Consider the following 19,978-nt stretch of genomic DNA (forward strand, 5'->3'; position numbering starts at 1 on the left):
CGCGTTTCCGCCATTCGGCTTCAATCCCATAACGCAAGGGGCGGCGGCGGACATTTCGCGGGAAGCTCCCATCCGGTGAGGGAGGCAGTCTCGGAGGCCGGTCACGGTCGCCACGGCAGCCCCATGATGAGGTTAGGCTTTCCGTCCGCTTCGACGGGCGGGGCGGATCAGCGCCGGGAAGCTCGGATCATCCGCTTGGCGAGGTAGTGCATGCCGCCCCGCAAGCGGTCTTCCGGCCACACCGGGCACGCCAGCACCGGCGAAGGTCAGACGAAGCCGTGCCCGCCAACGCCCCGCTGGTATCATACGAACTGGCCTTGGCGGTCAGGGTGGAAAAGACCGCACCCAAGGCGACCGGCGCAGCGTCCCCGATCCCGGCGAGGCGCAGGACGGCCGCCATTGCCGTATTCCCGCGATTTCCTGAAACGGGCGCTCCATTCGCGTCCTCGATTGGAATGGGTCTGACCGAAGATCGGCTTCGCCTCGCTCGTCTTCCCGCAACGTCCGTCGCCAACTTTTTTCCGCCGCCTTCGGCTTTGCATCGCGAAGCAAAAAAGCTGCCGCCGGCCGCCTTCCACGATGTTCCAGCCCCTAGGGGTGCGGGGCCGATCGTCCCCGGTCTCACGACCACCATCGAGGTCGCAATGGTGCGGCCCGACAGGAAAAGGAATACGACAATGGCGACCATCGGCACCTTCACCCAGAACGAGAACGGCGCGGGCTTCACCGGCGCGGTCAAGACCCTGACCCTCAACGTCAAGGCCAAGTTCGTTCCCAGCGAGGGCGACAGCGAGCGCGCCCCCGACTTCCGCATCTTCGCCGGTGCTACCGAGTTCGGCGCGGCCTGGAGGAAGACCGCCCGCGAGACGCAGCGCGAATACCTCTCCGTCAAGCTGGACGATCCGAGCTTCCCCGCACCGATCTACGCCAGCCTGGTCGAAGCCGAGGACGGAAATTCCCACAACCTCATCTGGTCCCGCCGCAACGGCGACTAAGGCCAGCTCCCCGATTGCCCCGCTCAACCGAGCGGGGCTTCTTTTTGCTCATCTCCGCCGCCTTTCAGGAAACCAGGAGATCAGGATACGCGGCTTTCCGGTTTTCAGGCTTTGCGTATCCCGATCGGATCTTCTCCCCGTCCTCCGCTTTGCTCTGGCCGGGCGGGTTGCTTGGGGGCGCTGCCCCCTGGCGCGGCACAAGGGCGGCCGGGCGGTATCCCCAGCCTTCCGCGCGGATATGTGCTCCGCACTCTCGTCACGACTTCGATCCGCTTGTGCAGGCCGGGTGATCCCCCTCCGCCCGTCCGCCCTTGCGCCTTGCACCCCCCGGTCTCGGCGACGGCCAGGGTTGCAGCGCAGCGCTGCGCTCCAACCCAGACCCATAAGGATCAAGATCATGACCTATCATCACCTTGCCACCCGGTTCGGCCGCAACAGCCATCAGATCAGCGGGCGCGAAGCGCTCGACAACGAGGCGCTTTATCGGCACGTCCCCTCGATCTTCGCCCGCGAGGCCCATGACAGCCGGTCGGAGCGTTACGTCTATGTTCCCACCATTGACATTGTGGAGGGGTTGCGCCGGGAAGGATGGTTCCCGTTCTTCGCCGTGCAGTCGGTCCCACGCGACGGCAGCCGCCACGGCCACGCCAAGCATATGCTGCGCCTGCGCCGGGATGACGGCATCGGCAAGCAGGAGGCGGCGGAAGTCATCATCGTCAATTCCCATGACGGAACCAGCAGCTATCAGATGTTCGCCGGAATGTTGCGTTTCGTCTGCACCAACAGCCTAGTGGCGGGCGAGCGGTTCGAGGACGTGCGCGTTCCCCACAAGGGAAGTATCCAGCATGACATTATCGAAGGCGTCTATACCGTCGCGGAGGACTTCCCCCGGCTGATCGACGCCAGCGAGACCATGAAGGAAATCCAGCTTGGCGAAGATGAGCGCCGCGTTCTGGCGGAGGCGAGCCTTGTCGCCCGCTACGGCGAAGAAGAAAGCCCCGTTCGCCCGGATCAGATCATCCAGCCGCGCCGCCGCGAGGATGTCGGGCAAAGTCTTTGGATGACCTACAACACCATTCAGGAGAACATGATAAGGGGCGGATTGCATGGACGCCGCCAGACTTCGGACGGCCGTATTCGCCGCAGCCAGACCCGCGCTATCAACGGCATCGACCAGAACGTGACCCTCAATCGCGCGCTCTGGACGCTGGCCGAAGGCATGCAGCGCCTCAAGGCCCGATGACCGCCAAGCCGTAGAGCCGGAAAACCGGCTCTACGGATTTCCGCTTTTCAGGCTTTCAGATTGCCCAATTTTTCGCCGATCCGGCTCAGCGGATCGGCGGTGCGGCCATGCCGGGGACACGGCCGCGGCTCGCCGGGCTAGGCCCGGCTCGCGAATCCAGATAACCACTGTTAAGACAAAAATAACTAAGGAATTTATCGAGTTACCGACACCACTTATACCCTTGGCGCAGCTACAGTCGCCGCCTGACATCCAGCAGGCTTCCAGTTCGGGTCTGCCTTGTGCGACCCGCCATTGGGAGAGACGCCATGCTTAGCATCGACTGGCGTGTTCCGGCGGCTTACAAGCACACCAAGAATTTGCCCGCCGCCGGTTTCGCCTGGGAATATCTTCGTCGCAACGATGAGTATCGCCATGACTTCAACGCCATTGCCCTGACCGGAGAACCCGGCGCGCGGCAATTGGAGCGGTTCGCGCAGCGCTGGGGGTTGCGATTTCGCAAGCGACCCCGACGCATCGCCTGATAGCCATACCCCGTTCTGGTCTCCGCGCCTTCAGCCGCAGGCGGTCATGCTGTCGCCTGTCGAACAGGAGGCCGTAGAAACCGAGCCGCTGGTCGCTCTCGCCCATCTCGATGGTCTCGATCTGCGCCGCGCCGCCGATGGCTGGCATGGCGTCTGGCAGGTGGGCAACGTCGCGCACCAGTTCTGGTTGCCGGACGCGGTGCCCGACGCCGCAGCCTTCTATGCCGTGACCTTGCCGATGGATTCATTTCTGGAGCTTCGCGCCCATGCCGCACGCCGTCTCTGGCGATCTCTCACCCGGCGACCGCCGGGACCGCCTATCGGCATCCTTCCCGACCAGCTCCGGGAATGGCACATCCTGTCCCTGCGCGCGCTTGATGCTCGTCTGCGCGGTGAGAGCTATCGCGCCATCGCCGAAGTCCTGCTCGGCTTCCACGGCACGAAGGAGGATTTCGAAGGCGATCCAGCCAAGAACAAAGCCCGTCGCCTCGTCGCCCACGGCATCAGGATGATGCGCGGCGGCTATCGCCTGCTGCTGCATTATCCGATCAAACCCGGCAAAACCTGAATCCAGCCAGTATTTGCGGTTGCCGACGATACCGAGCGTCACGCCTTATTGGCGGCAGCCTGTTCCAAAATCCGTTTGTAGCCCTCGCGTGAGAGCCATTGTGCCCGTTCCAGATGGCTTTGCCAGCATCGCCGTGTCCGCAGTTCTTCGGCGACCGGATCGCGGTGCAGCACGATTCGCGCCACTTCCTTCCAGTCCGCATTTTCGGCCTTCGCATCGAGAAGGCGCAGATAGGTCACGAAATGCCGTTCGTCATAGGTGGTGATCTCGTCGCCAGTCGGCGCGATGTCGTCCACATCGGGATCAAGTTCGACAGGAACCCGCATCGTCATTCCCCTTTCTTCAGAAGAGTGCCTGCGGTGCGCCCCCGCAGATAAGACTCTCTGACTCCTGGTGATCGGGGAGTTCGAAACCGTGACTAGACGGCCCCATGGCCTTTAGCTCGGAAAGCCTGTTGTATACGCCACAGGCTCCCCGACCATAGGTCAAGGAGTGCGTTGCCGTTACGGCCGGCAACAACCACTAGTCAGGGGTTTCGACGCCCCGGAGCAGCGCGTCTGCTCCGCTTTCACCCTTAGCCGATGCGTGCGCAATTGTCTTGACCGAATCCGCGCCGCAGGCGGTGAAACGCTGAAATATCTCGCCTTTTCCGGCTGACTATCACCCGTCAGGGGGTGCCGCCAGCGCATAGGCGCAAATGCGGCACGCTACAGGCCGCCGATCCCTCGCCATCGTTCGCCACAGCCCGCTGTCGCTTCGGCAGCCGCCTGTCTGACGAATTACGAGGTGATTCCCCATGGCCGTTCGCAATCCGGACCTGCCACCGCGCCTTTTGCGCACAAAGGAAGCCGCACGCTTCCTCGGCCTGTCCATCCGCACTTTAGAAAAGCACCGCACCTATGGCACCGGCCCGACCTACCGCAAGATCGGCGGCCGCGTCCTCTACGCCCTGCGCGATCTGGAAGCATGGAGCGCCATCGGCACCCGCAAATCCACCAGCGACAAGAATACCGGCACGGTCTTCGCCGCTCGCCCGCTGACGCCGCAAGAGCGGGACGAACTGTAAATGCTGCGCGACGACGACCCCAGACCCGCACAGCCGAGCGAAGACAGTGAGCGCACCCGCCTGGACCCGTTCATCGTGGCGACCGGCGACGCCGCCCCGCGCGACCAGCGCGATTTGATGGAACGGCCCTTCTTCTCGCTGGCGAAGCGCCCCCGCACCACGCCGATCCTCTACCGGGCCGCCGATGTCGAGGTGCAGGTATTCGCCATGCCCGAACATGGCATGGCGACGATCTGGGACGCCGATGTGCTGATCTGGGCCGCTTCGCAGATCGTCGCGGCCGGGAACAACGGCATCCCCACGTCGCGGTTCTTCCGCTTCATGCCTTATCAGCTTCTGCGCTCGATCGGACGAGCTACCGGCAATCGGGAATATCTGTTGCTCAAGGCCGCGCTTGCGCGCCTGCAATCCACCGTCATCGCCACCACCATCCGCAACGGCAAGCATTGGCGGCGGCGGCAATTCTCATGGATCAACGAATGGGAAGAGATGACGACGCGCGCCGGCCGCGTCGAAGGCATGGAATTCGTCCTGCCCGAATGGTTCTACAACAGCGTCAGCGACCGCTCGCTGGTCCTGACCATCGACCCGGCCTATTTCCGGCTGACGGGCGGGATCGAACGCTGGCTTTACCGCGTCGCCCGCAAACACGCCGGGCGCCAGCCCGAGGGCTGGGCGTTCGAGATTTCCCACCTTCATCAGAAATCCGGCAGCGCAGCGCGACCATCCGACTTCGCGCTCGACCTGCGGCGGATCGCGGCTCGTCAGTCGCTGCCCGGATACCTGCTCCTGACCGAATGGGAAGACGGGCGCGAACTGCTGCGTTTTCTGCCCGAAAATCTATCCACAGTGCCTGTGGATAACCATGTGAATCCTATCGGGACATTAGGCGCACGCAGTATCGGGACATTAGGCGCAAATCGCACGCCGGACTCTATAGAAGAATCTAACAAAGAATCTAACTCTTCTTCTTTGACGCGCGCGCACGCGATCCATGGTGCCGGTGCCAGTGCTGGTTCCGGCCACCGAGGTGCGCCATGATTGTCGCGCTCCTCAACCAGAAGGGCGGCGTCGGCAAGACCACGCTCGCCCTGCATCTCGCCGGAGCCTGGGCCGCTCAGGGACGGCGCGTCATCCTGATCGACGCCGACCCGCAAGGCTCCGCGCTCGACTGGTCGCAGACGCGCAGCCATGAGGGCCTGCCGAGGCTGTTCAGTGTCGTCGGCCTGGCCCGCGACACCTTGCACCGCGAAGCCCCGGAGCTGGCGCGTGACGCCGATCTCGTCGTCATCGACGGGCCGCCCCGCGTCGCCGGTCTCATGCGCTCGGCGCTGCTCGCCGCCGATCTGGTGCTGATGCCGGTGCAGCCGTCCCCCTTCGACGGCTGGGCCTCGGCCGAGATGCTGGCGCTTCTGAAGGAGGCGCGCATCTACCGGCCCGAGTTGGGGGCGCGCTTCGTGCTCAACCGTTGCGGCGCGCGCACCGTCATTGCTCGCGAGACGGCCGAGACGCTGGCCGACCACGATCCGCCCTTGCTCGCCGCCACCATCGGCCAGCGCGTCGTCTTCGCCGATGCCGCGCAGTCCGGGCGGCTCGCTTCCGAGATCGACGACGGCAGCCCGGCTGCGCGCGAGATCGTGGCGCTGGCCGCCGAGATCGACCGTCTCGGCGTCGGGAGAGCTGCTCCATGAGCCGCGCTCCCCGCAAATCCGACTTCGCCTCCCGGCCGGGCAATGCCGAAAGCTGGGTCAGGGCGGCCGAAGCTCCGCCAAGCGGCAAGGCGGCCGGCGAAGCGTTCACCGCCCGCCTGACCATCGACATCACGCCCGAACTGCGCGGGCGCATCAAGGTCGCGGCGTTCCGGCGCGGCATCACCGTCGCCGACATGCTGCGTGACCTGCTCGCCCGCGAATTTCCAACCACCGAAGGAGATCCGACATGACCGGCAACGCGGCCCGCCGCTCGCACGGCCGTCCGTTGCCGGACGGGCCTGCGCCCTTCACCACATTGGTCGAGCTGACCTTCGACAAGCGCAAGGTCGAGCGCTGGATACGCTTCGGCCGCAAGAGCTACGAACAGATCATCGACCGCCGCCGCAGTATCGTCGGCTTCTCGCCCGAGAGCGTCTTCGCCTTCGTCCGCTGGGCTTCCGGCGAACATGGCACTGTCGTCTCACGCATCGACATCGTGCGCGCCATCGGCCGCGGCGAACCCTTCCAGACGCTGCCCTTCGTGCGCCCCGGCGGTGACATCCTGTTGCGCCTCGATAGCTGGGGGAAGGTTCAGCGCGTGCTGGCCGCCATCGACGCGGTGGAGGCGCTCGGCCTCGATCCGGCCGACGCCGCGCCGGATCACTGGCGGCACGTCCACAACCGGCTGATCGCCGGTCTGGAACCACATGCCTACACGCCGGAGCGACATGCGGCGTGGATCGGGCGTCGGAGGATCGCGCCATGACCCGGTTCGGCTACGTCATGGTGACGTATTTCGCGGCGATGGGCGTCGCCATCGCATCGTTCATCCCAACGCCCACCAAACTGATCTGGAACGCCACGGCCAGCGCGCCGATCGGCTTCTACACCGTCGAGCCGGGTGACCGGATCGAGGTGCCCGAGCTGGTCGCCGTGATGCCGCCCAAGCCGCTCGCCGACTTCATGGTCGGGCGCGGCTATGTCGGGCGCGGCGTGCCGCTTCTGAAGCGCGTCCTCGGCCTGCCGGGACAGCGCGTATGCCGCGTGCGATCCACCATCACGGTGGACGGCGTGGAGATGGGCAAGGCACTGCAACGCGACCGGATCGGCCGCGAATTGCCCATCTGGCAGGGCTGCCGCGTCATCGGCGACGGCGAAATCTTCCTCATGAATTGGGAGGTCCAGGACAGCCTCGACGGCCGTTACTTCGGACCCATCCCCGCAAGTTCCGTCATCGGCCGGGCGCTGCCGCTCTGGACCGATGAAGAAGGCGACGGCCGCTACGAATGGCGCGCCCACACGCAATGGCCGGCGCTCTGAAGCGTCACTTCACCCCAAACCACAAGGAGACTGACCATGCCTGACAATATCTTTGAATCCACCGCCAACGGCTATGCCGGCCGCGTCCGGCTGTTCGGCATCGATGAACCCATCGTGCTCGTCGACATCGAGCCGGGCGACGCCGACAATGCACCGGCCTGGCGCATCCACCTCGACGACGAGGACGGCCCGGAGATCGGCGCCGCGTGGAAACGCAACGGCGAACGCGCCGGGGATTACATCGCGCTGGAGATCGACAGCCCGCTTTTCGGCGCGCTGTTTCGTCCGGCGCTGTTCCAGGCCGGCGATGAGGGTCGCACCTACCGGCTGTCGTGGAAGCGGCAGAAGCCCCGCGAGGATCGGAGCTGATCGGTGCGCGTTCCGGCCATTCCTTTGTTCGCGGAAAAGCGGGCTCATTCCTTCGTCCCGCTCGACCGCAGGACGGCCGGCGCGCGCAGCGAAGGTCAGGGGCGGCCAACGGCCGGCGCTTCGCGCGCACCCTTGACCGCAGCGAGCACGCTGGCAGGCTGGCGTCGTGGCGGAGACAGGGCAGGATCGCTCTGCGCCGTTTTCCTGCTGGCCGCGCTGCTCGCGCTTGGCATGGGACCGACCGTTGCGGTCGCACAGACCGCGCCGGTCGCCCGCGTCCTCGCCGCCGATCCCTATGCCGGCTTCATCACCGAAGCCTCGCAGCGTTTCGGCATTCCCGAGCACTGGATTCGCGCCGTGCTGCGCGCCGAGAGCGCGGGCGACGTGCGCGCGATCTCCTCGACCGGGGCGATGGGATTGATGCAGGTGATGCCTGACACCTGGGCGGGCCTGCGCGTCCGTCATGGCCTCGGCCGCGATCCCTACGACCCGCGCGACAACATTCTGGCGGGCGCGGCTTATCTGCGCGAAATGTGGGATCGCTACGGCAATGTCGCGGCGATGCTCGCGGCCTACAATGCCGGTCCCGGCCGCTACGATGACCATCGCGCGACCAGCCGCGCCTTGCCCGCCGAGACACGCGCCTATGTCGCCGCGCTCGCGCCGGTTCTCGGCGGCGCGGTCGTATCCGAAACGCCCGCGCCAGCACCAGCGCCGCCGCCCGACTGGCGCGCGGCTCCGCTGTTCGTTGCGCGCTCGGCCGACACGCGGACTGCCGCCGCGCCGTCGTCGGACGTGCAATCCGGCGGCACTCGCGCAACCGTTCCGGTGCGGGATGCCGCCGACACGGAGCCGCAGGACGGCAGCATTTTCGTGGCTCGCGCCGATGACGGGGGAGCGCCATGAGGATGGCGTTCCCGCGCTTCGTGCGAGCCGTTCCGGTGTCCAGTCATGCGGGGTTTCGCCTGGCTGGATTCCGGGGAGGAAGGGCAGAAAGGGAAGGAAGTGCGGAGGGCAAGATAAAGGAACATGGCACCACGTCGCCAATGTTCTGGAAATTCTTGTTGTCTGCACACTGGTTAGGGGAACCGCGAGCGGCACCCTGTTTTTGGACGGCGCGTGCCGTGATCTTGCGCAAAGCCTTGGCTTTGCTGGGTTTCGACCGGCACCATGGCCGCCGATCACCCGATTTTCGTGGATTCAGGCCGGAGGCGCGTCCATGAGCGCCGACGACGAGAACCGCTTCCGGGTGAAGCCCGGCCGCATCCGGTCCGACACGCCGAAGGCGGGCAAGGCCAAGAGCTTTCTCACCCAAGCGAAGAAGCTCGCCCGCCAGCATAGCAACGCCCATCCCAAATATTCGTCGCGTCTCGGATCGCGCTCGGCGGGGAAGTCGCCCGCCGGGGGCGGCAAGGCGCCCCGCGCGACTGGCGGTCCCGGCGTCCGGCGAGGCCGTGGCGCATCCTTTGTCCGCGCCCGCACCCTGTCAGGCGGCTGGCGTCATAGCGCGCCCGGCATCCGGCGCGTCGTCGTCAAAACCCGCTACGTCCAACAGGCCGGCAAGAACGGCAAGGCCGCCGCCCATCTGCGCTACATCCAGCGTGACGGCACCTCGCGCGACGGCGAGCGCGGTCAGCTCTATTCGGCCAACGAGGACCGGGCCGATGGCGACGCCTTCCTCGATCGCGGCAAGGAGGATCGGCATCAGTTTCGGTTCATTGTCTCGCCGGAGGACGGCGCGGACCTGACCGATCTGACCGCCCACACCCGCGACCTCATGAAACAAGTCGAGGCCGACCTTGGCACCAAGCTCGATTGGGTCGCTGTCAACCACTACAACACCGGCCATCCCCATGTGCATGTCATCGTCCGGGGCAAGGACGATCTGGGCGAGAACCTTGTCATCAATGGCGACTATCTCGCCAACGGCATTCGAGAGCGTGCAAGCGAGCTGACCACGCTGGAGCTTGGCCCCGTGACCGAGATCGAGCAGAGCCGCAAGCTCTCGGCCGAAGTCGATCAGGACCGCTTCACCCGCATCGACCGGGCGATGACCGAAGAAGCGGACGAACGGTTCCTCGACCTGCGCCACGAACCCGACGATCCGCGCCGCCAGTTCAACCGGACCCTGCGCCTGCGTCGTCTCGCCAAGCTGGAGAAGATGGGGCTGGCCACCGAGCACGCGCCCGGCGTCTGGGAAATGAGCGAACGCATGGAGCCGACCCTGCGCGAGTTGGGCGAGCGCGGCGACATCATCCGCAACATGCACAAGGCGCTGAAGGCCGATGGCCTGGAGCGCGATCCCATGACCTTCCATATCCATGACGGGCCGCCCGAGACTCCGATCGTTGGCCGCGTCGTTGACAAATATCTGACCGACGAGATGGGCGAGAACCTGACTATCGTGGTGGACGGCATCGACGGCCGCACGCACCATGTCCCCGGCATTGACCCGGCTCGCGTCGAGGATGCGCGGATAGGCAGCGTGATCGAGATCGGCCCGGCCGAAACGATGGCCCGACCGTCCGACCGCACCATCACGGCCATCGCCGAGGATGGCGTCTATCGGCCGAGCCGCCATCTGGAGCAGGCGAAGTTTGAGGGCCGCGTTCCCGGCGGCGACTATGAAGCCTATGTCGATGCCCATGTGCGCCGGCTGGAGGCGCTACGCCGGGCCGGGATCGTCGAGCGGATCGACGCCGACCAATGGCGTATCCCTGAAGACTTCGAGAACCGTGCGTCCGCCTATGATGCCGGCCGCAATCGGCAGGCCAGCGTGCGCGTCCTCTCCGCCTTCGATCTGGAAAAACAGATCGGCGCTGACGGCGCCACCTGGCTCGACCGGCGCATGCTGGCGAACGACGCATCGGATCTCGCTTCGACCGGATTCGGCCAGCAGGTGCGCGAGGCCATGGACCAGCGGCGCGACCATCATATCGAACATGGCGACGCCACCCGCCAGCAGAATGGCCGCGTCTTCTACCGACGCAACCTTCTCGCCAACCTGCGCGAGCGGGAGGTGGCCCGCGTCGGTGCAGAGATGGCCGAAAGCAAGGCGCTGCCGTTCCGCGCTGCCACAGGCGGCGAAACCGTCAGCGGCAAGTTCACTAGCACCGTGCAGCTAACCAGCGGCAAGTTCGCGCTCATCGAGAAGAGCCATGAGTTCACGCTTGTCCCGTGGCGGCCGGTCATCGACCGTCAGCTCGGCCGCGAAGTCATGGCCATCGTGCAGGGCGGATCGGTCTCATGGCAGCTTGGACGGCAACGTGGGCTTGGATTGTAGTGCCTTCTATTCGGCTGCTTGGCCAAATTCCGCAGCACCCTTTTTCATGCCACGCGCTTCGTGGATCAGCCAGTCAACGAAACCTCGAACCAAGTCTCCAGGATCGGCTTGACGGGGGATAACCGCGACATAGCCCGTTCTCGGCACCCGAATGTCTGGCAGAGGCGTCATCAGCCTTCCGCTGGCAATGTCGATATCAAGCATGGGAAGCGGGCCGATCCCGATGCCAAGCCCATCTTCCACCGCCTGGCGGGCAACGAAGAAGTGGTCAAATGTCTGACGCGACAGTCCGGCGAGATGCTGGAGTTCTGCCGCTTCAAGCCAGTTCACCCAATCGCCGGGACGCGTTTCACTAGCAAGCAGCGTATGTCCCTCAATTTCCGCAGGCTTGAGGATTGGGCGCTCGGCGAATAACGCGGGGCTCATGATCAACGTATCCACGTCGTCCAGCACCGGAACGACATGGTGTTGGGGCCAGATATCATCCCGCGCAACGCCACGCCGGATCGAGAGATCCACGCCGCCGCGCAACTCTTCCTGCACGCAGGACACGGTCGTGACGACGACTCCGACATGCGGGTGATCGGCATGATAGCGACCGAGCCGGGGAATGAGCCAGCGCATCGCGAGGCTGGTCGGGGCGCTCACGCGCAGGATGCGGCGCGCGTTCGGGCGGCCGCAGGCTTCTGCTGCGACAGACAGACGGTCGAATGAAAGCCCGACCTCTGCGGCGAAGATTTTCGCTGTTGGCGTAGCGACCATGCGGCGACCATCCCGCACGAACAGCTTCTGCCCCAACCAGCCTTCCAATACGGCGATCTGACGGCTCACCGCGCCATGGGTGAGGCCGAGTTCAGCTCCCGCCTCTGCATAGCTGCCTGTCCGGGCAGCGACTTCGAATATGCGCAGGGCATTTAAGGGAGGAAGATGGCGCATGTTGAAACCGTGAGAAAAGCGAACGATATGCGTGAGCAAAACCATACTAGTCGATGAAATCTCACACGTATACCGTCGAATGACAAGTTGGCCAGACATGGCAAGGTAAACAGCATTCCGGGCAGAACAGTGAGAGATGAACCGCAGCAATCGATGGAATAATCAAAAACGTAGCCTTGTCGGAGCGAGCCTCACACATGCCTTGCATGATGGTTACACAGACTCCCTCTATGCCTTCATGCCGGTATGGCAGGCGCAGTTCGGGCTGTCCTATGCGGCTCTTGCCGTTATCCGTGCCCTCTATTACGCGACCATGGGCGGGCTTCAGCTACCTGCCAATCGGCTCCTTAGCGGTTGGTCGCCACGCGCAGCGCTGATCCTCTCCACAGCTATCGCGGTAGCCGGCCTTGTGATCATGGCTCTGCCACTGGGGCTGGCGGGGCTCTGCGTCGGCCTCGTTGTGGCCGGCATTGGGTCGAGCATTCAGCACCCGCGTGCGTCTCTGCTTGTGACCGAAAGTTATGGGGATGCCGCGCGACGCCCTCTCGGTATCTATAATTTCGCGGGCGATCTCGGAAAGGCCATCTTGCCGGCGCTTGTCGCATTGCTGCTGACGGTTCTTACCTGGCGACCAGTGCTGGGACTGATGGCGACGCTCGGGGCCGCTTTGATGTTCACCCTGGTTCGGCTGGTGCCGCCCGTTTCTGCTGCCACCGAAAGCAAGAGACAGCGGACCATCAGCCGCCGACGCAGCGGTTTTCGTATTCTCACAGTGATCGGCGGCTTCGATACCGCCACCCGCATGGGGTATCTGCTGTTTCTTCCCTTTCTTGTTCAGGGACGCGGTGGTGGCCTACCGACGGTTGGTGTCGCACTTGCGCTACTGTTTATCGGTGGCGCGTTCGGGAAAGCAGTTTTCGGCGGCCTTGGAGTAAGGCTGGGCGTCGTCAGGACCGTGATGGTGGCCGAGGCCATGACCGCCTCGCTGATCGTCGCGACGCTGTTCACGCCGCTGCCCTTGACGCTCATCCTGTTGCCGCTGCTCGGCGTTGTTCTCAACGGCACATCGTCGGTGCTCTACGGCACTGTGCCTGAACTGTCGGACGGCGATACAGGTCGAGCTTTCGCAATCTTCTATACGAGCGTTATCGGCTCCGGGGGTCTCGCCCCGATCCTTTATGGGGCAATCGCGGATCACAGCAGCCGAACGGTCGGGGTTCTTGCGGCGGCCGCCACCGCGGTTTCGATCATTCCGCTTGTCCTGGCGCTAGGCTCCCATCTGCGAAGCCCGGCAGCCGACGCCACAACTGTCGCATAATTGACTGACCCCAAATAACCGACCGGCTCCTGACCGGCCTCATTCAACGCCCTGAGAAAGGCCAGAAAATGAATACCGTTTTGCAGGCACCCCTGATGTTGATAACCGGAGGAAGCCGTGGCGTGGGTGCTGCGACTGCGCGGCTGGCCGCGGCCAAAGGCTATAATGTCGTCATCACTTTTGTTTCCAATGAGGCTGCGGCTCATGCGGTCACAGCCGATGTGGAAGCCGCCGGGCGCAGGGCTTTGGCCGTGCGGGCAGACAGTGCCGACCCCGAGCAAATCACCCAGCTTTTCTCCACGATCGACCGGGAGTTTGGCCGGATCGATGTGCTGGTGAACAACGCCGGGATCATTGCACAGCAATCCCGGCTGGAAAATCTCGGCTTCGAGCGTATGCAGCGGATATTCGCGGTCAACGCGATCGGTCCGATGCTCTGCGCCCAGCAGGCGGTCAGACGGATGTCCACCCGCCACAGCGGGCGGGGTGGTGTCGTGATCAACATTTCGTCGGCATCGGCCCGGCTCGGTAGCCCGAACGAATATGTCGACTACGCCGCCTCGAAGGGTGCTCTCGAGACATTCACAACCGGCTTCTCCAAGGAAGTTGCGCGGGAGGGAATACGCGTCTGCTGCATTCGCCCCGGCCACATCTATACCGAGATGCACGCCAGCGGCGGAGAACCCGGACGGGTGGATCGGGTCAGGGACACGATTCCCATGGGAAGGGGTGGTCAGCCCGAAGAAGTCGCCCGCGCGATTGTGTGGCTGGCGAGTGACGAAGCGTCTTTCATCACCGGTACATTCCTGGACGTCACCGGCGGCAAGTGAACGACGAAGCTGTGCGCAAGCTGCTGGCGCGCCCTGTCGCGTGCGCCGCAGGCGACGTGAACGAGTTCGCGGCGACAGTGCTCCCATAGGCGGCGTAGCGTGGAAGTGGCTCCGCACGTCGTAGTCAGGATGTCCGCGTGCAGGGATTAGTCGGCAGGTGACGCTCGGATAAAGAAAACTTGATAAACCTAACAAACCGGTTTATACGGTTTGTATGATCAACGTAGATGAATTCCGATTCAATTCCGGCCGTCTTGCTCTGGATCTTCCGGCAACCGTCCGTCGTAGGGCTTCCGAGCCGCAAGACGTGCTGGCGCCATCAGGCGCACCGGCTCGCTGGCTGCGCGACGCTGGTCTGAGCCAAGAGTTGCTGGCGCTTTCCCCTGAGCAGACATCTGACCTTGAGACGCTCCGGGAAGCGATATGGGCGGTTGCCGATGCGGCTGCCGCCGAGCGCGATTTGCCCGCAGAGGCGGTCGCAACATTGAATGAAATGGCGGCACTGCCATTGGCGGTGCCGAAGCTCGATGCGAGGTCGGCAACCGTGAAGCTGTTTGCCGACGATCCATTTCAGACAGCGCTCGCAACAATTGCGAGGGATGCAATCGATCTTCTCGGCAGCCCGCTACGAACACGCATCAAGGCGTGTGAGCAGCCTGACTGCCGAATGCTCTTCCTCGACTCATCCCGCAGTTCCCGGCGGCGCTGGTGCTCGATGGATCGGTGCGGCAGTCGCGCTAAAGGCGAAACGTTTCGGCAGAGGCGAAGAAAGGACGGCCATGAACATCCCGCCACTTAAGAGCAATTTTGTAGCCGTCGGTCCCTATCGACTGTCGATGGCTCGGGCAGGTCAGGGACCATCGATAGTACTTCTGCATGGAATACCTACACATGGTTTTCTCTGGCGCGAGGTTGCGCCTCGTCTCGTGGAAGCCGGCTTCGAGGTTACTGTCTTTGACCTTCTCGGCTACGGCGACTCCGATAAGCCGGTTGACGCCGATCTCGGCATTGCCGCCCAAGCGCGCTACATCGTTGATGCCCTTGAAGAGGTCGGTTGGCGAGGCGGATACATCGTCGGCCATGACATCGGCGGCGGGGTCGCCCAGCTGATAGCCCTTGCAAATCCGAACGTCATCGCTGGTCTCGTTCTTATTGACACAATCGCCTACGATTCCTTCCCGGAACCCGGCATTGCGCGTCTCAAAGAGCCGGCCTGGGATGATATCCTCACTGCGCCAGACTTCGACCTGAAGAAAGGGTTCGCGAAAGGACTGACGCGCGGGATGGTTCGTGCCGACCGAGTGACGACAGCGCTGATTGATGCCTATGAGCGTCCTTTTAGAGGGGTTGAAGGACGCGGGGCCTATCTCCGCGCAGCGCGAGCGCTCCGTACAGAAGACCTTACATCCCGGATGGGTGCGATCGAGACTCTGCCAGTTCCCACCATGGTTATATGGGGCGAGCGCGATGTTTTTCAGTCCGTTACCTATGGTCAGCGACTTGTGGAAGCTATGCCCAACGCTCGCCTTGAGATCGTCGCCGACGCTGGACACTTCCTACCGGAAGACGCGCCCGAATTCCTTGCAGAACTCATCACGAAATTTACCACGTCCAGCCAGGGAGCGTAATCATGCCCACGCGGACGCGACCTGCGCCGGTATCTCAAGTGCCATTCTTTATAATACTGATTGCATCCACCTTTCTGATGGGGTCCAGCTTCGTCGCAGGGAAAATCCTGATCCAGCAGGGTTTCGACCCCATGATTCTGGTGGGATGGCGCTTCCTTGTTGCAGCACTCGCCACCCTCCCTTTGGTCCTCCTCGACAAGGGTAACCTCAGACAGGTACTTTTTCCGCGCCGAGCTAGCCTGCGTGATATTGCTCTGGTGATCCTTATTGGGCTGGTCCAGACGGCAGCGGTCATGGGCCTGCTCTTCTGGGCAATGCAGTTCGTGTCCGCATCGACCGCCGCCATTTTACTTTTCACCAATCCTATCTGGGTTGCCGTGCTGGGCCGTTTCTTTCTTGGCGAAACACTTCATCGTGGAAGATTGACCGGGCTTGTCCTCGGCGTCATCGGCGTCGGACTCGCCATTGGTCTTGGACCAGACATGCTTTCCGGTGGCGACACTTTGCTCGGTGAAATCATCGGTATTGCATCCGCCCTCTGCTGGGCGACAGCTACGATCATCAACAAACGCGCCAATCTGCCGTTTGGTCCATGGGGGCTGAGCTTCTGGCAGATGCTGATCGGCTCCCTCGCTGTCTTGGGGCTTGCATACGGTACAGGCGAGCACTGGCCGGCATCCGTCACGAGGGAGCAGTGGGGATGGTTCTTCTGGCTCGCAATCCCCGCCTCAACAGGCTCCTTCGGTTTGTGGTTCGTGGCGTTGAACAAGGGGGGCGCAACGAAGACGAGCGGCTTTCTGTTCCTGGCCCCGTTGTTCACGGTGATCCTGTCGTATTTCATACTTGGCGCCACGCTCTCCTGGCTCCAGGCCTGCGGAGGCATTCTGATCGGCATCGCATTATGGCTGGTCAACAGCGAAATTCCCGCGAGAAACCGCCGCGAACGCCGCGATGAAGTAACTGCTGAGGGGCAGCCGTGATGCGCGAATCCAAAGTGACCGCATGTCGTTGGACTCGTAGCTGCAACAGCCTTTCCTTGTTCAAGAACTCCGCTTCCGCCGCTGAAGTGTGACGTTTCAGCTCGGCGGTAAACAACATGCGAAGGAGGCAGAGAAAAGAACCGGAAATAGCTTCTCGCCTTTCAATCCTTCGAAGCCATGTCCCGATGGTTGCCCTGATCCAGACTCTCGCTGTCGCGGAATATCTCAGTTTCCACCGTGCCGCTCTGGCGCTGGGCACTAGCCAGTCGAGCGTGAGCGCCCGGATCAAGGCGCTGGAAACTGACCTTGGAATCGTCCTCTTTGACCGCAACACGCGCGGCGTTCGGATGACCGAAGCCGGACGCCGTTTCGTCGATCAGGTCAATGACGCCATGGGTATTCTCGACCGGGCGATCAAGACGGCCGGGATGCATGCGCGCAGCGAGCAAGGTGATATTCGGATCGGCGTTCATGCCCTCACGGCAGGGTGCTTCCTGGATCTTCTACTGGAACGCTTTCACGATAAGCATCCGGGCATTCGTCTACACATCACCGAAGGCACGGCGCGGGATGCGCAATTCATGGTGCGTGAAGGTCGGCTCGATGTCGCCTTCATGGCCGGCGCTCACGAAATCTCCGACCTAAACTCCCGCGTCATCTGGCGGGACCGGCTGATGGTTGCGCTGCCATTGAAGCATCCGCTGGCGGAGCTATCGAACGTCGAATGGCGGCAGCTTGCCGACGAAACCTTCCTTATCCGCCACCATGGTACCGGCCCACAGGTGCACGATCTGATCGTGCTGCGTTCGGCCGGAAAATGGCCTGTGCCGACAATTCTGCGTCGTAAGGTCGGGCGCGAGGCGCTGCTGGCGATGATCGCGGCCGGACATGGCATCTCGCTTTTTGTCGAGGACAGCACAGTCGGCAACACAGCGAATGTTATTTTCCTGCCAATCAGTGACGAGCCTGAAACCATCCCATTTTCGGCCGTCTGGTCGCCGAGAAACCGCGACCCGGCGCTTTTGAGCCTGCTCACCTTAGCGACGAAAATGGGCCGTCCACATCCGAAACCTGATTCGCGTTAGTTTGCGGCGAGCAGTGCCGTTATGGTCCCGCCGTGACCCATCCTATTTACCGCCGATAGTATCCGGTCGCCCTATCGCTCCACCTTTATTGTTGATTACCGCATGATTGCCCATTCTCTGATCGGCTCCATCAATTTTGCCGATTGGAGTCTGTATGCGCGGAGGCCGAATACTCTGGGGGCAGATTGCCGTCGTCTTCACCATTGTCATGGTGATGACCTGGGCCGCAACGCAATGGGTGGCGTTTCGGCTCGGCTTCCAGCCCCAGCTTGGCAATCCCTGGTTCGATCTGGCCGGTTGGCCGTTCTACTATCCGCCCGCCTTTTTCTGGTGGTGGTTCTCCTTCGACGCCTATGCGCCCACGATCTTCGTGGAGGGCGCGGCTATCGCCACATCGGGCGGCATCCTCGCGATCGGTGCCGCCATCCTCTTGTCAATCATCCGGGCGCGCGAAGCCCGCAACGTCGCCACTTACGGCTCCGCGCGATGGGCGGAGGACAAGGAAATCCGCACGGCCGGATTGCTCGGCCCCGATGGCGTCGTGCTCGGCCGCTACGACAGGGACTATCTGCGCCATGACGGGCCGGAGCATGTGTTGTGCTTCGCACCCACGCGGTCGGGCAAAGGTGTCGGCCTTGTGGTGCCCACGCTGCTGACCTGGCCGGGAAGCTGCATCGTCCATGACATCAAGGGCGAGAACTGGACGCTGACGGCCGGCTTCCGGGCACAGCACGGCCGCGTCCTGCTGTTCGATCCCACCAACGCCAGATCGTCCGCCTACAATCCGTTGCTGGAGGTGCGGCAGGGCGAATGGGAAGTCCGCGACGTGCAGAATATTGCTGATATTCTGGTCGATCCCGAAGGCAGCCTCGACAAGCGCAACCATTGGGAAAAGACCAGCCACAGCCTCCTTGTCGGCGCGATTCTGCACGTCCTCTATGCCGAGCCGGACAAAACCCTGTCGGGCGTCGCCAATTTCCTGTCCGATCCCCGCCGCTCGGTCGAAGCGACCTTGCGCGCGATGATGGACACGCCGCATCTGGGCGAAGCTGGCGTTCACCCCGTCATCGCCTCATCGGCGCGCGAGCTGCTGAACAAGAGCGAGAACGAACGGTCGGGCGTGCTGTCCACCGCCATGTCGTTCCTGGGCTTGTATCGCGATCCGGTCGTGGCGCGCGTCACGGACCGTTGCGACTGGCGCATCGCCGATCTGGTCGGCAGGCGAGAGCCGGTGACGCTCTACCTCGTCGTGCCACCGTCCGACATCAACCGGACGAAACCGCTGATCCGGCTCATCCTCAACCAGATCGGCCGCAGGCTTACCGAGGAACTGATGCTATCCGGCAAGCGGCATCGCCTGCTCATGATGTTGGACGAGTTTCCCGCGCTCGGCCGTCTCGACTTCTTTGAATCGGCGCTCGCCTTCATGGCGGGCTATGGCCTCAAGTCCTTCCTGATCGCCCAATCGCTCAACCAGATCGAGCGCGCCTATGGGCCAAACAACAGCATTCTCGACAACTGCCATGTGCGCGTTGCCTTTGCCACCAACGACGAGCGCACCGCCAAGCGCGTTTCGGACTCGCTTGGCACAGCAACAGAGATGCGTGATTCCACCAACTATGCCGGCCATCGCCTCGCGCCCTGGCTCGGGCATCTGATGGTGTCGCGGCAGGAGACGGCGCGGCCGCTGCTCACGCCGGGCGAGATCATGCAGTTTCCGCCCGCAGACGAAATCGTGATGGTCGCGGGAACCCCACCTATCCGGGCGAAGAAGGCCCGGTATTTCGAGGATGCGCGATTGCAGGAGCGCATCCTGCCGCCGCCCGAGTTGCCATCCGCACCAGTGGCGAAGCCAGCAACCGACGACTGGACGAGCCGCGTCATCGTCTCGGCGAACAAGCCAGCGACCGGCGCTGCCAGCGGGGCCGAGGGCGATCCCGACAATGCCGGCATCCGTCGCGAGCCGGAATTGCCCGAGCATGAGGAGATCATCCCGCCGCCACCAACGCCCGCCCAGGAGTTCGACATTCTGGACGACGAGCCGGACGTGGACGCGGCCAAGGCCCGCGCGCTGCGCTCGCGGATGCGAATGATCGCCCGGCAGGCCTCGATGAACTCCGATGACGGTATAGAGCTTTGAGA

General features: G+C 63.4%; 22 protein-coding genes. 20 read left to right on the top strand and 2 right to left on the bottom strand.

Going from position 1 to position 19,978, the window contains the following annotated elements:
- Nucleotides 1-677 precede the first annotated feature (677 nt).
- The 4 genes from ACDP63_RS13450 (at nt 678) to ACDP63_RS13465 (ending at nt 3,330) form a co-directional block, all read left to right on the top strand.
- Nucleotides 678-995 (top strand): DUF736 domain-containing protein, encoded by a 318-nt coding sequence (locus tag ACDP63_RS13450; protein WP_030093188.1) that lies wholly within the window; start codon nt 678-680, stop codon nt 993-995.
- Nucleotides 996-1,392: 397 nt separating this feature from the next.
- Complete coding sequence (locus tag ACDP63_RS13455; protein ID WP_099865077.1) at nt 1,393-2,238, top strand: DUF932 domain-containing protein; 846 nt, start codon at nt 1,393-1,395, stop codon at nt 2,236-2,238.
- A gap of 308 nt (nt 2,239-2,546) precedes the next feature.
- Nucleotides 2,547-2,762 (top strand): transcriptional regulator domain-containing protein, encoded by a 216-nt coding sequence (locus tag ACDP63_RS13460; RefSeq protein WP_081876353.1) that lies wholly within the window; start codon nt 2,547-2,549, stop codon nt 2,760-2,762.
- A 46-nt stretch (nt 2,763-2,808) separates the two neighbouring features.
- A complete protein-coding gene (locus ACDP63_RS13465) occupies nt 2,809-3,330 on the top strand; it encodes a DUF2285 domain-containing protein (protein ID WP_030092756.1) in 522 nt (173 codons plus the stop codon).
- Between the two features lie 38 nt (nt 3,331-3,368).
- Here ACDP63_RS13465 and ACDP63_RS13470 read toward each other — a convergent pair whose 3' ends face one another.
- On the bottom strand, nt 3,369-3,656 hold the full coding sequence (locus ACDP63_RS13470; protein WP_030092757.1) for a DNA -binding domain-containing protein: 288 nt from the start codon (nt 3,654-3,656) through the stop codon (nt 3,369-3,371).
- A gap of 470 nt (nt 3,657-4,126) precedes the next feature.
- Between ACDP63_RS13470 and ACDP63_RS13475 the strand changes: the two genes are divergently transcribed.
- The 9 genes from ACDP63_RS13475 to ACDP63_RS13515 all read left to right on the top strand — a co-directional run bounded on the left by ACDP63_RS13475 (nt 4,127) and on the right by ACDP63_RS13515 (nt 11,059).
- Nucleotides 4,127-4,396 (top strand): helix-turn-helix transcriptional regulator, encoded by a 270-nt coding sequence (locus ACDP63_RS13475; RefSeq protein ID WP_030092758.1) that lies wholly within the window; start codon nt 4,127-4,129, stop codon nt 4,394-4,396.
- Nucleotides 4,397-5,437, top strand: a complete 1,041-nt coding sequence (locus ACDP63_RS13480) for a replication initiator protein A (protein ID WP_030092759.1) — start codon at nt 4,397-4,399, stop codon at nt 5,435-5,437.
- On the top strand, nt 5,434-6,087 hold the full coding sequence (gene parA, locus ACDP63_RS13485; RefSeq protein ID WP_030092760.1) for a ParA family partition ATPase: 654 nt from the start codon (nt 5,434-5,436) through the stop codon (nt 6,085-6,087). Before ACDP63_RS13480 ends, parA begins: the two co-directional genes overlap by 4 nt.
- A complete protein-coding gene (locus tag ACDP63_RS13490) occupies nt 6,084-6,338 on the top strand; it encodes a hypothetical protein (protein WP_030092761.1) in 255 nt (84 codons plus the stop codon). Before parA ends, ACDP63_RS13490 begins: the two co-directional genes overlap by 4 nt.
- Complete coding sequence (locus ACDP63_RS13495; protein ID WP_030092762.1) at nt 6,335-6,853, top strand: DUF2840 domain-containing protein; 519 nt, start codon at nt 6,335-6,337, stop codon at nt 6,851-6,853. The genes ACDP63_RS13490 and ACDP63_RS13495 overlap by 4 nt, the downstream gene beginning before the upstream one ends.
- Before the next feature lie 17 nt (nt 6,854-6,870).
- Nucleotides 6,871-7,407 (top strand): S26 family signal peptidase, encoded by a 537-nt coding sequence (locus ACDP63_RS13500; protein WP_409928134.1) that lies wholly within the window; start codon nt 6,871-6,873, stop codon nt 7,405-7,407.
- A gap of 36 nt (nt 7,408-7,443) precedes the next feature.
- Entirely contained in the window at nt 7,444-7,776 is a 333-nt protein-coding gene (locus tag ACDP63_RS13505) for a DUF736 domain-containing protein (RefSeq protein ID WP_030092764.1), read from the top strand.
- A gap of 231 nt (nt 7,777-8,007) precedes the next feature.
- Nucleotides 8,008-8,682 carry a lytic transglycosylase domain-containing protein gene (locus tag ACDP63_RS13510; RefSeq protein ID WP_245409815.1) on the top strand — a complete coding sequence of 225 codons (675 nt, stop codon included), beginning with the start codon at nt 8,008-8,010 and terminating at the stop codon, nt 8,680-8,682.
- A gap of 1,144 nt (nt 8,683-9,826) precedes the next feature.
- Nucleotides 9,827-11,059 (top strand): DUF3363 domain-containing protein, encoded by a 1,233-nt coding sequence (locus ACDP63_RS13515; protein ID WP_198585930.1) that lies wholly within the window; start codon nt 9,827-9,829, stop codon nt 11,057-11,059.
- 6 nt (nt 11,060-11,065) lie between these two features.
- Here ACDP63_RS13515 and ACDP63_RS13520 read toward each other — a convergent pair whose 3' ends face one another.
- A complete protein-coding gene (locus tag ACDP63_RS13520; protein ID WP_409928129.1) occupies nt 11,066-12,040 on the bottom strand; it encodes a LysR substrate-binding domain-containing protein in 975 nt (324 codons plus the stop codon).
- Nucleotides 12,041-12,131: 91 nt separating this feature from the next.
- Here ACDP63_RS13520 and ACDP63_RS13525 point away from each other — a divergent pair, with 91 nt between their 5' ends.
- The 7 genes from ACDP63_RS13525 to ACDP63_RS13555 all read left to right on the top strand — a co-directional run bounded on the left by ACDP63_RS13525 (nt 12,132) and on the right by ACDP63_RS13555 (nt 19,976).
- Complete coding sequence (locus ACDP63_RS13525) at nt 12,132-13,313, top strand: MFS transporter (protein ID WP_030091834.1); 1,182 nt, start codon at nt 12,132-12,134, stop codon at nt 13,311-13,313.
- A gap of 68 nt (nt 13,314-13,381) precedes the next feature.
- Entirely contained in the window at nt 13,382-14,143 is a 762-nt protein-coding gene (locus ACDP63_RS13530; protein ID WP_030091833.1) for a glucose 1-dehydrogenase, read from the top strand.
- 214 nt (nt 14,144-14,357) lie between these two features.
- Nucleotides 14,358-14,942: a CGNR zinc finger domain-containing protein gene (locus tag ACDP63_RS13535; protein ID WP_081876279.1), complete on the top strand. Its 585-nt coding sequence runs from the start codon at nt 14,358-14,360 to the stop codon at nt 14,940-14,942.
- Entirely contained in the window at nt 14,923-15,771 is an 849-nt protein-coding gene (locus ACDP63_RS13540; protein ID WP_081876278.1) for an alpha/beta fold hydrolase, read from the top strand. The genes ACDP63_RS13535 and ACDP63_RS13540 overlap by 20 nt, the downstream gene beginning before the upstream one ends.
- A gap of 2 nt (nt 15,772-15,773) precedes the next feature.
- A complete protein-coding gene (locus ACDP63_RS13545; RefSeq protein WP_030091831.1) occupies nt 15,774-16,751 on the top strand; it encodes a DMT family transporter in 978 nt (325 codons plus the stop codon).
- A 185-nt stretch (nt 16,752-16,936) separates the two neighbouring features.
- On the top strand, nt 16,937-17,836 hold the full coding sequence (locus tag ACDP63_RS13550; protein ID WP_198585894.1) for a LysR family transcriptional regulator: 900 nt from the start codon (nt 16,937-16,939) through the stop codon (nt 17,834-17,836).
- Between the two features lie 154 nt (nt 17,837-17,990).
- Nucleotides 17,991-19,976 carry a conjugal transfer protein TraG gene (locus ACDP63_RS13555; protein WP_030091829.1) on the top strand — a complete coding sequence of 662 codons (1,986 nt, stop codon included), beginning with the start codon at nt 17,991-17,993 and terminating at the stop codon, nt 19,974-19,976.
- The last annotated feature ends 2 nt before the right edge of the window (nt 19,977-19,978 follow it).

It is taken from the genome of Paracoccus sp. P2 (assembly GCF_046335115.1).
Classification (GTDB): Bacteria; Pseudomonadota; Alphaproteobacteria; order Rhodobacterales; family Rhodobacteraceae; genus Paracoccus; species Paracoccus pantotrophus.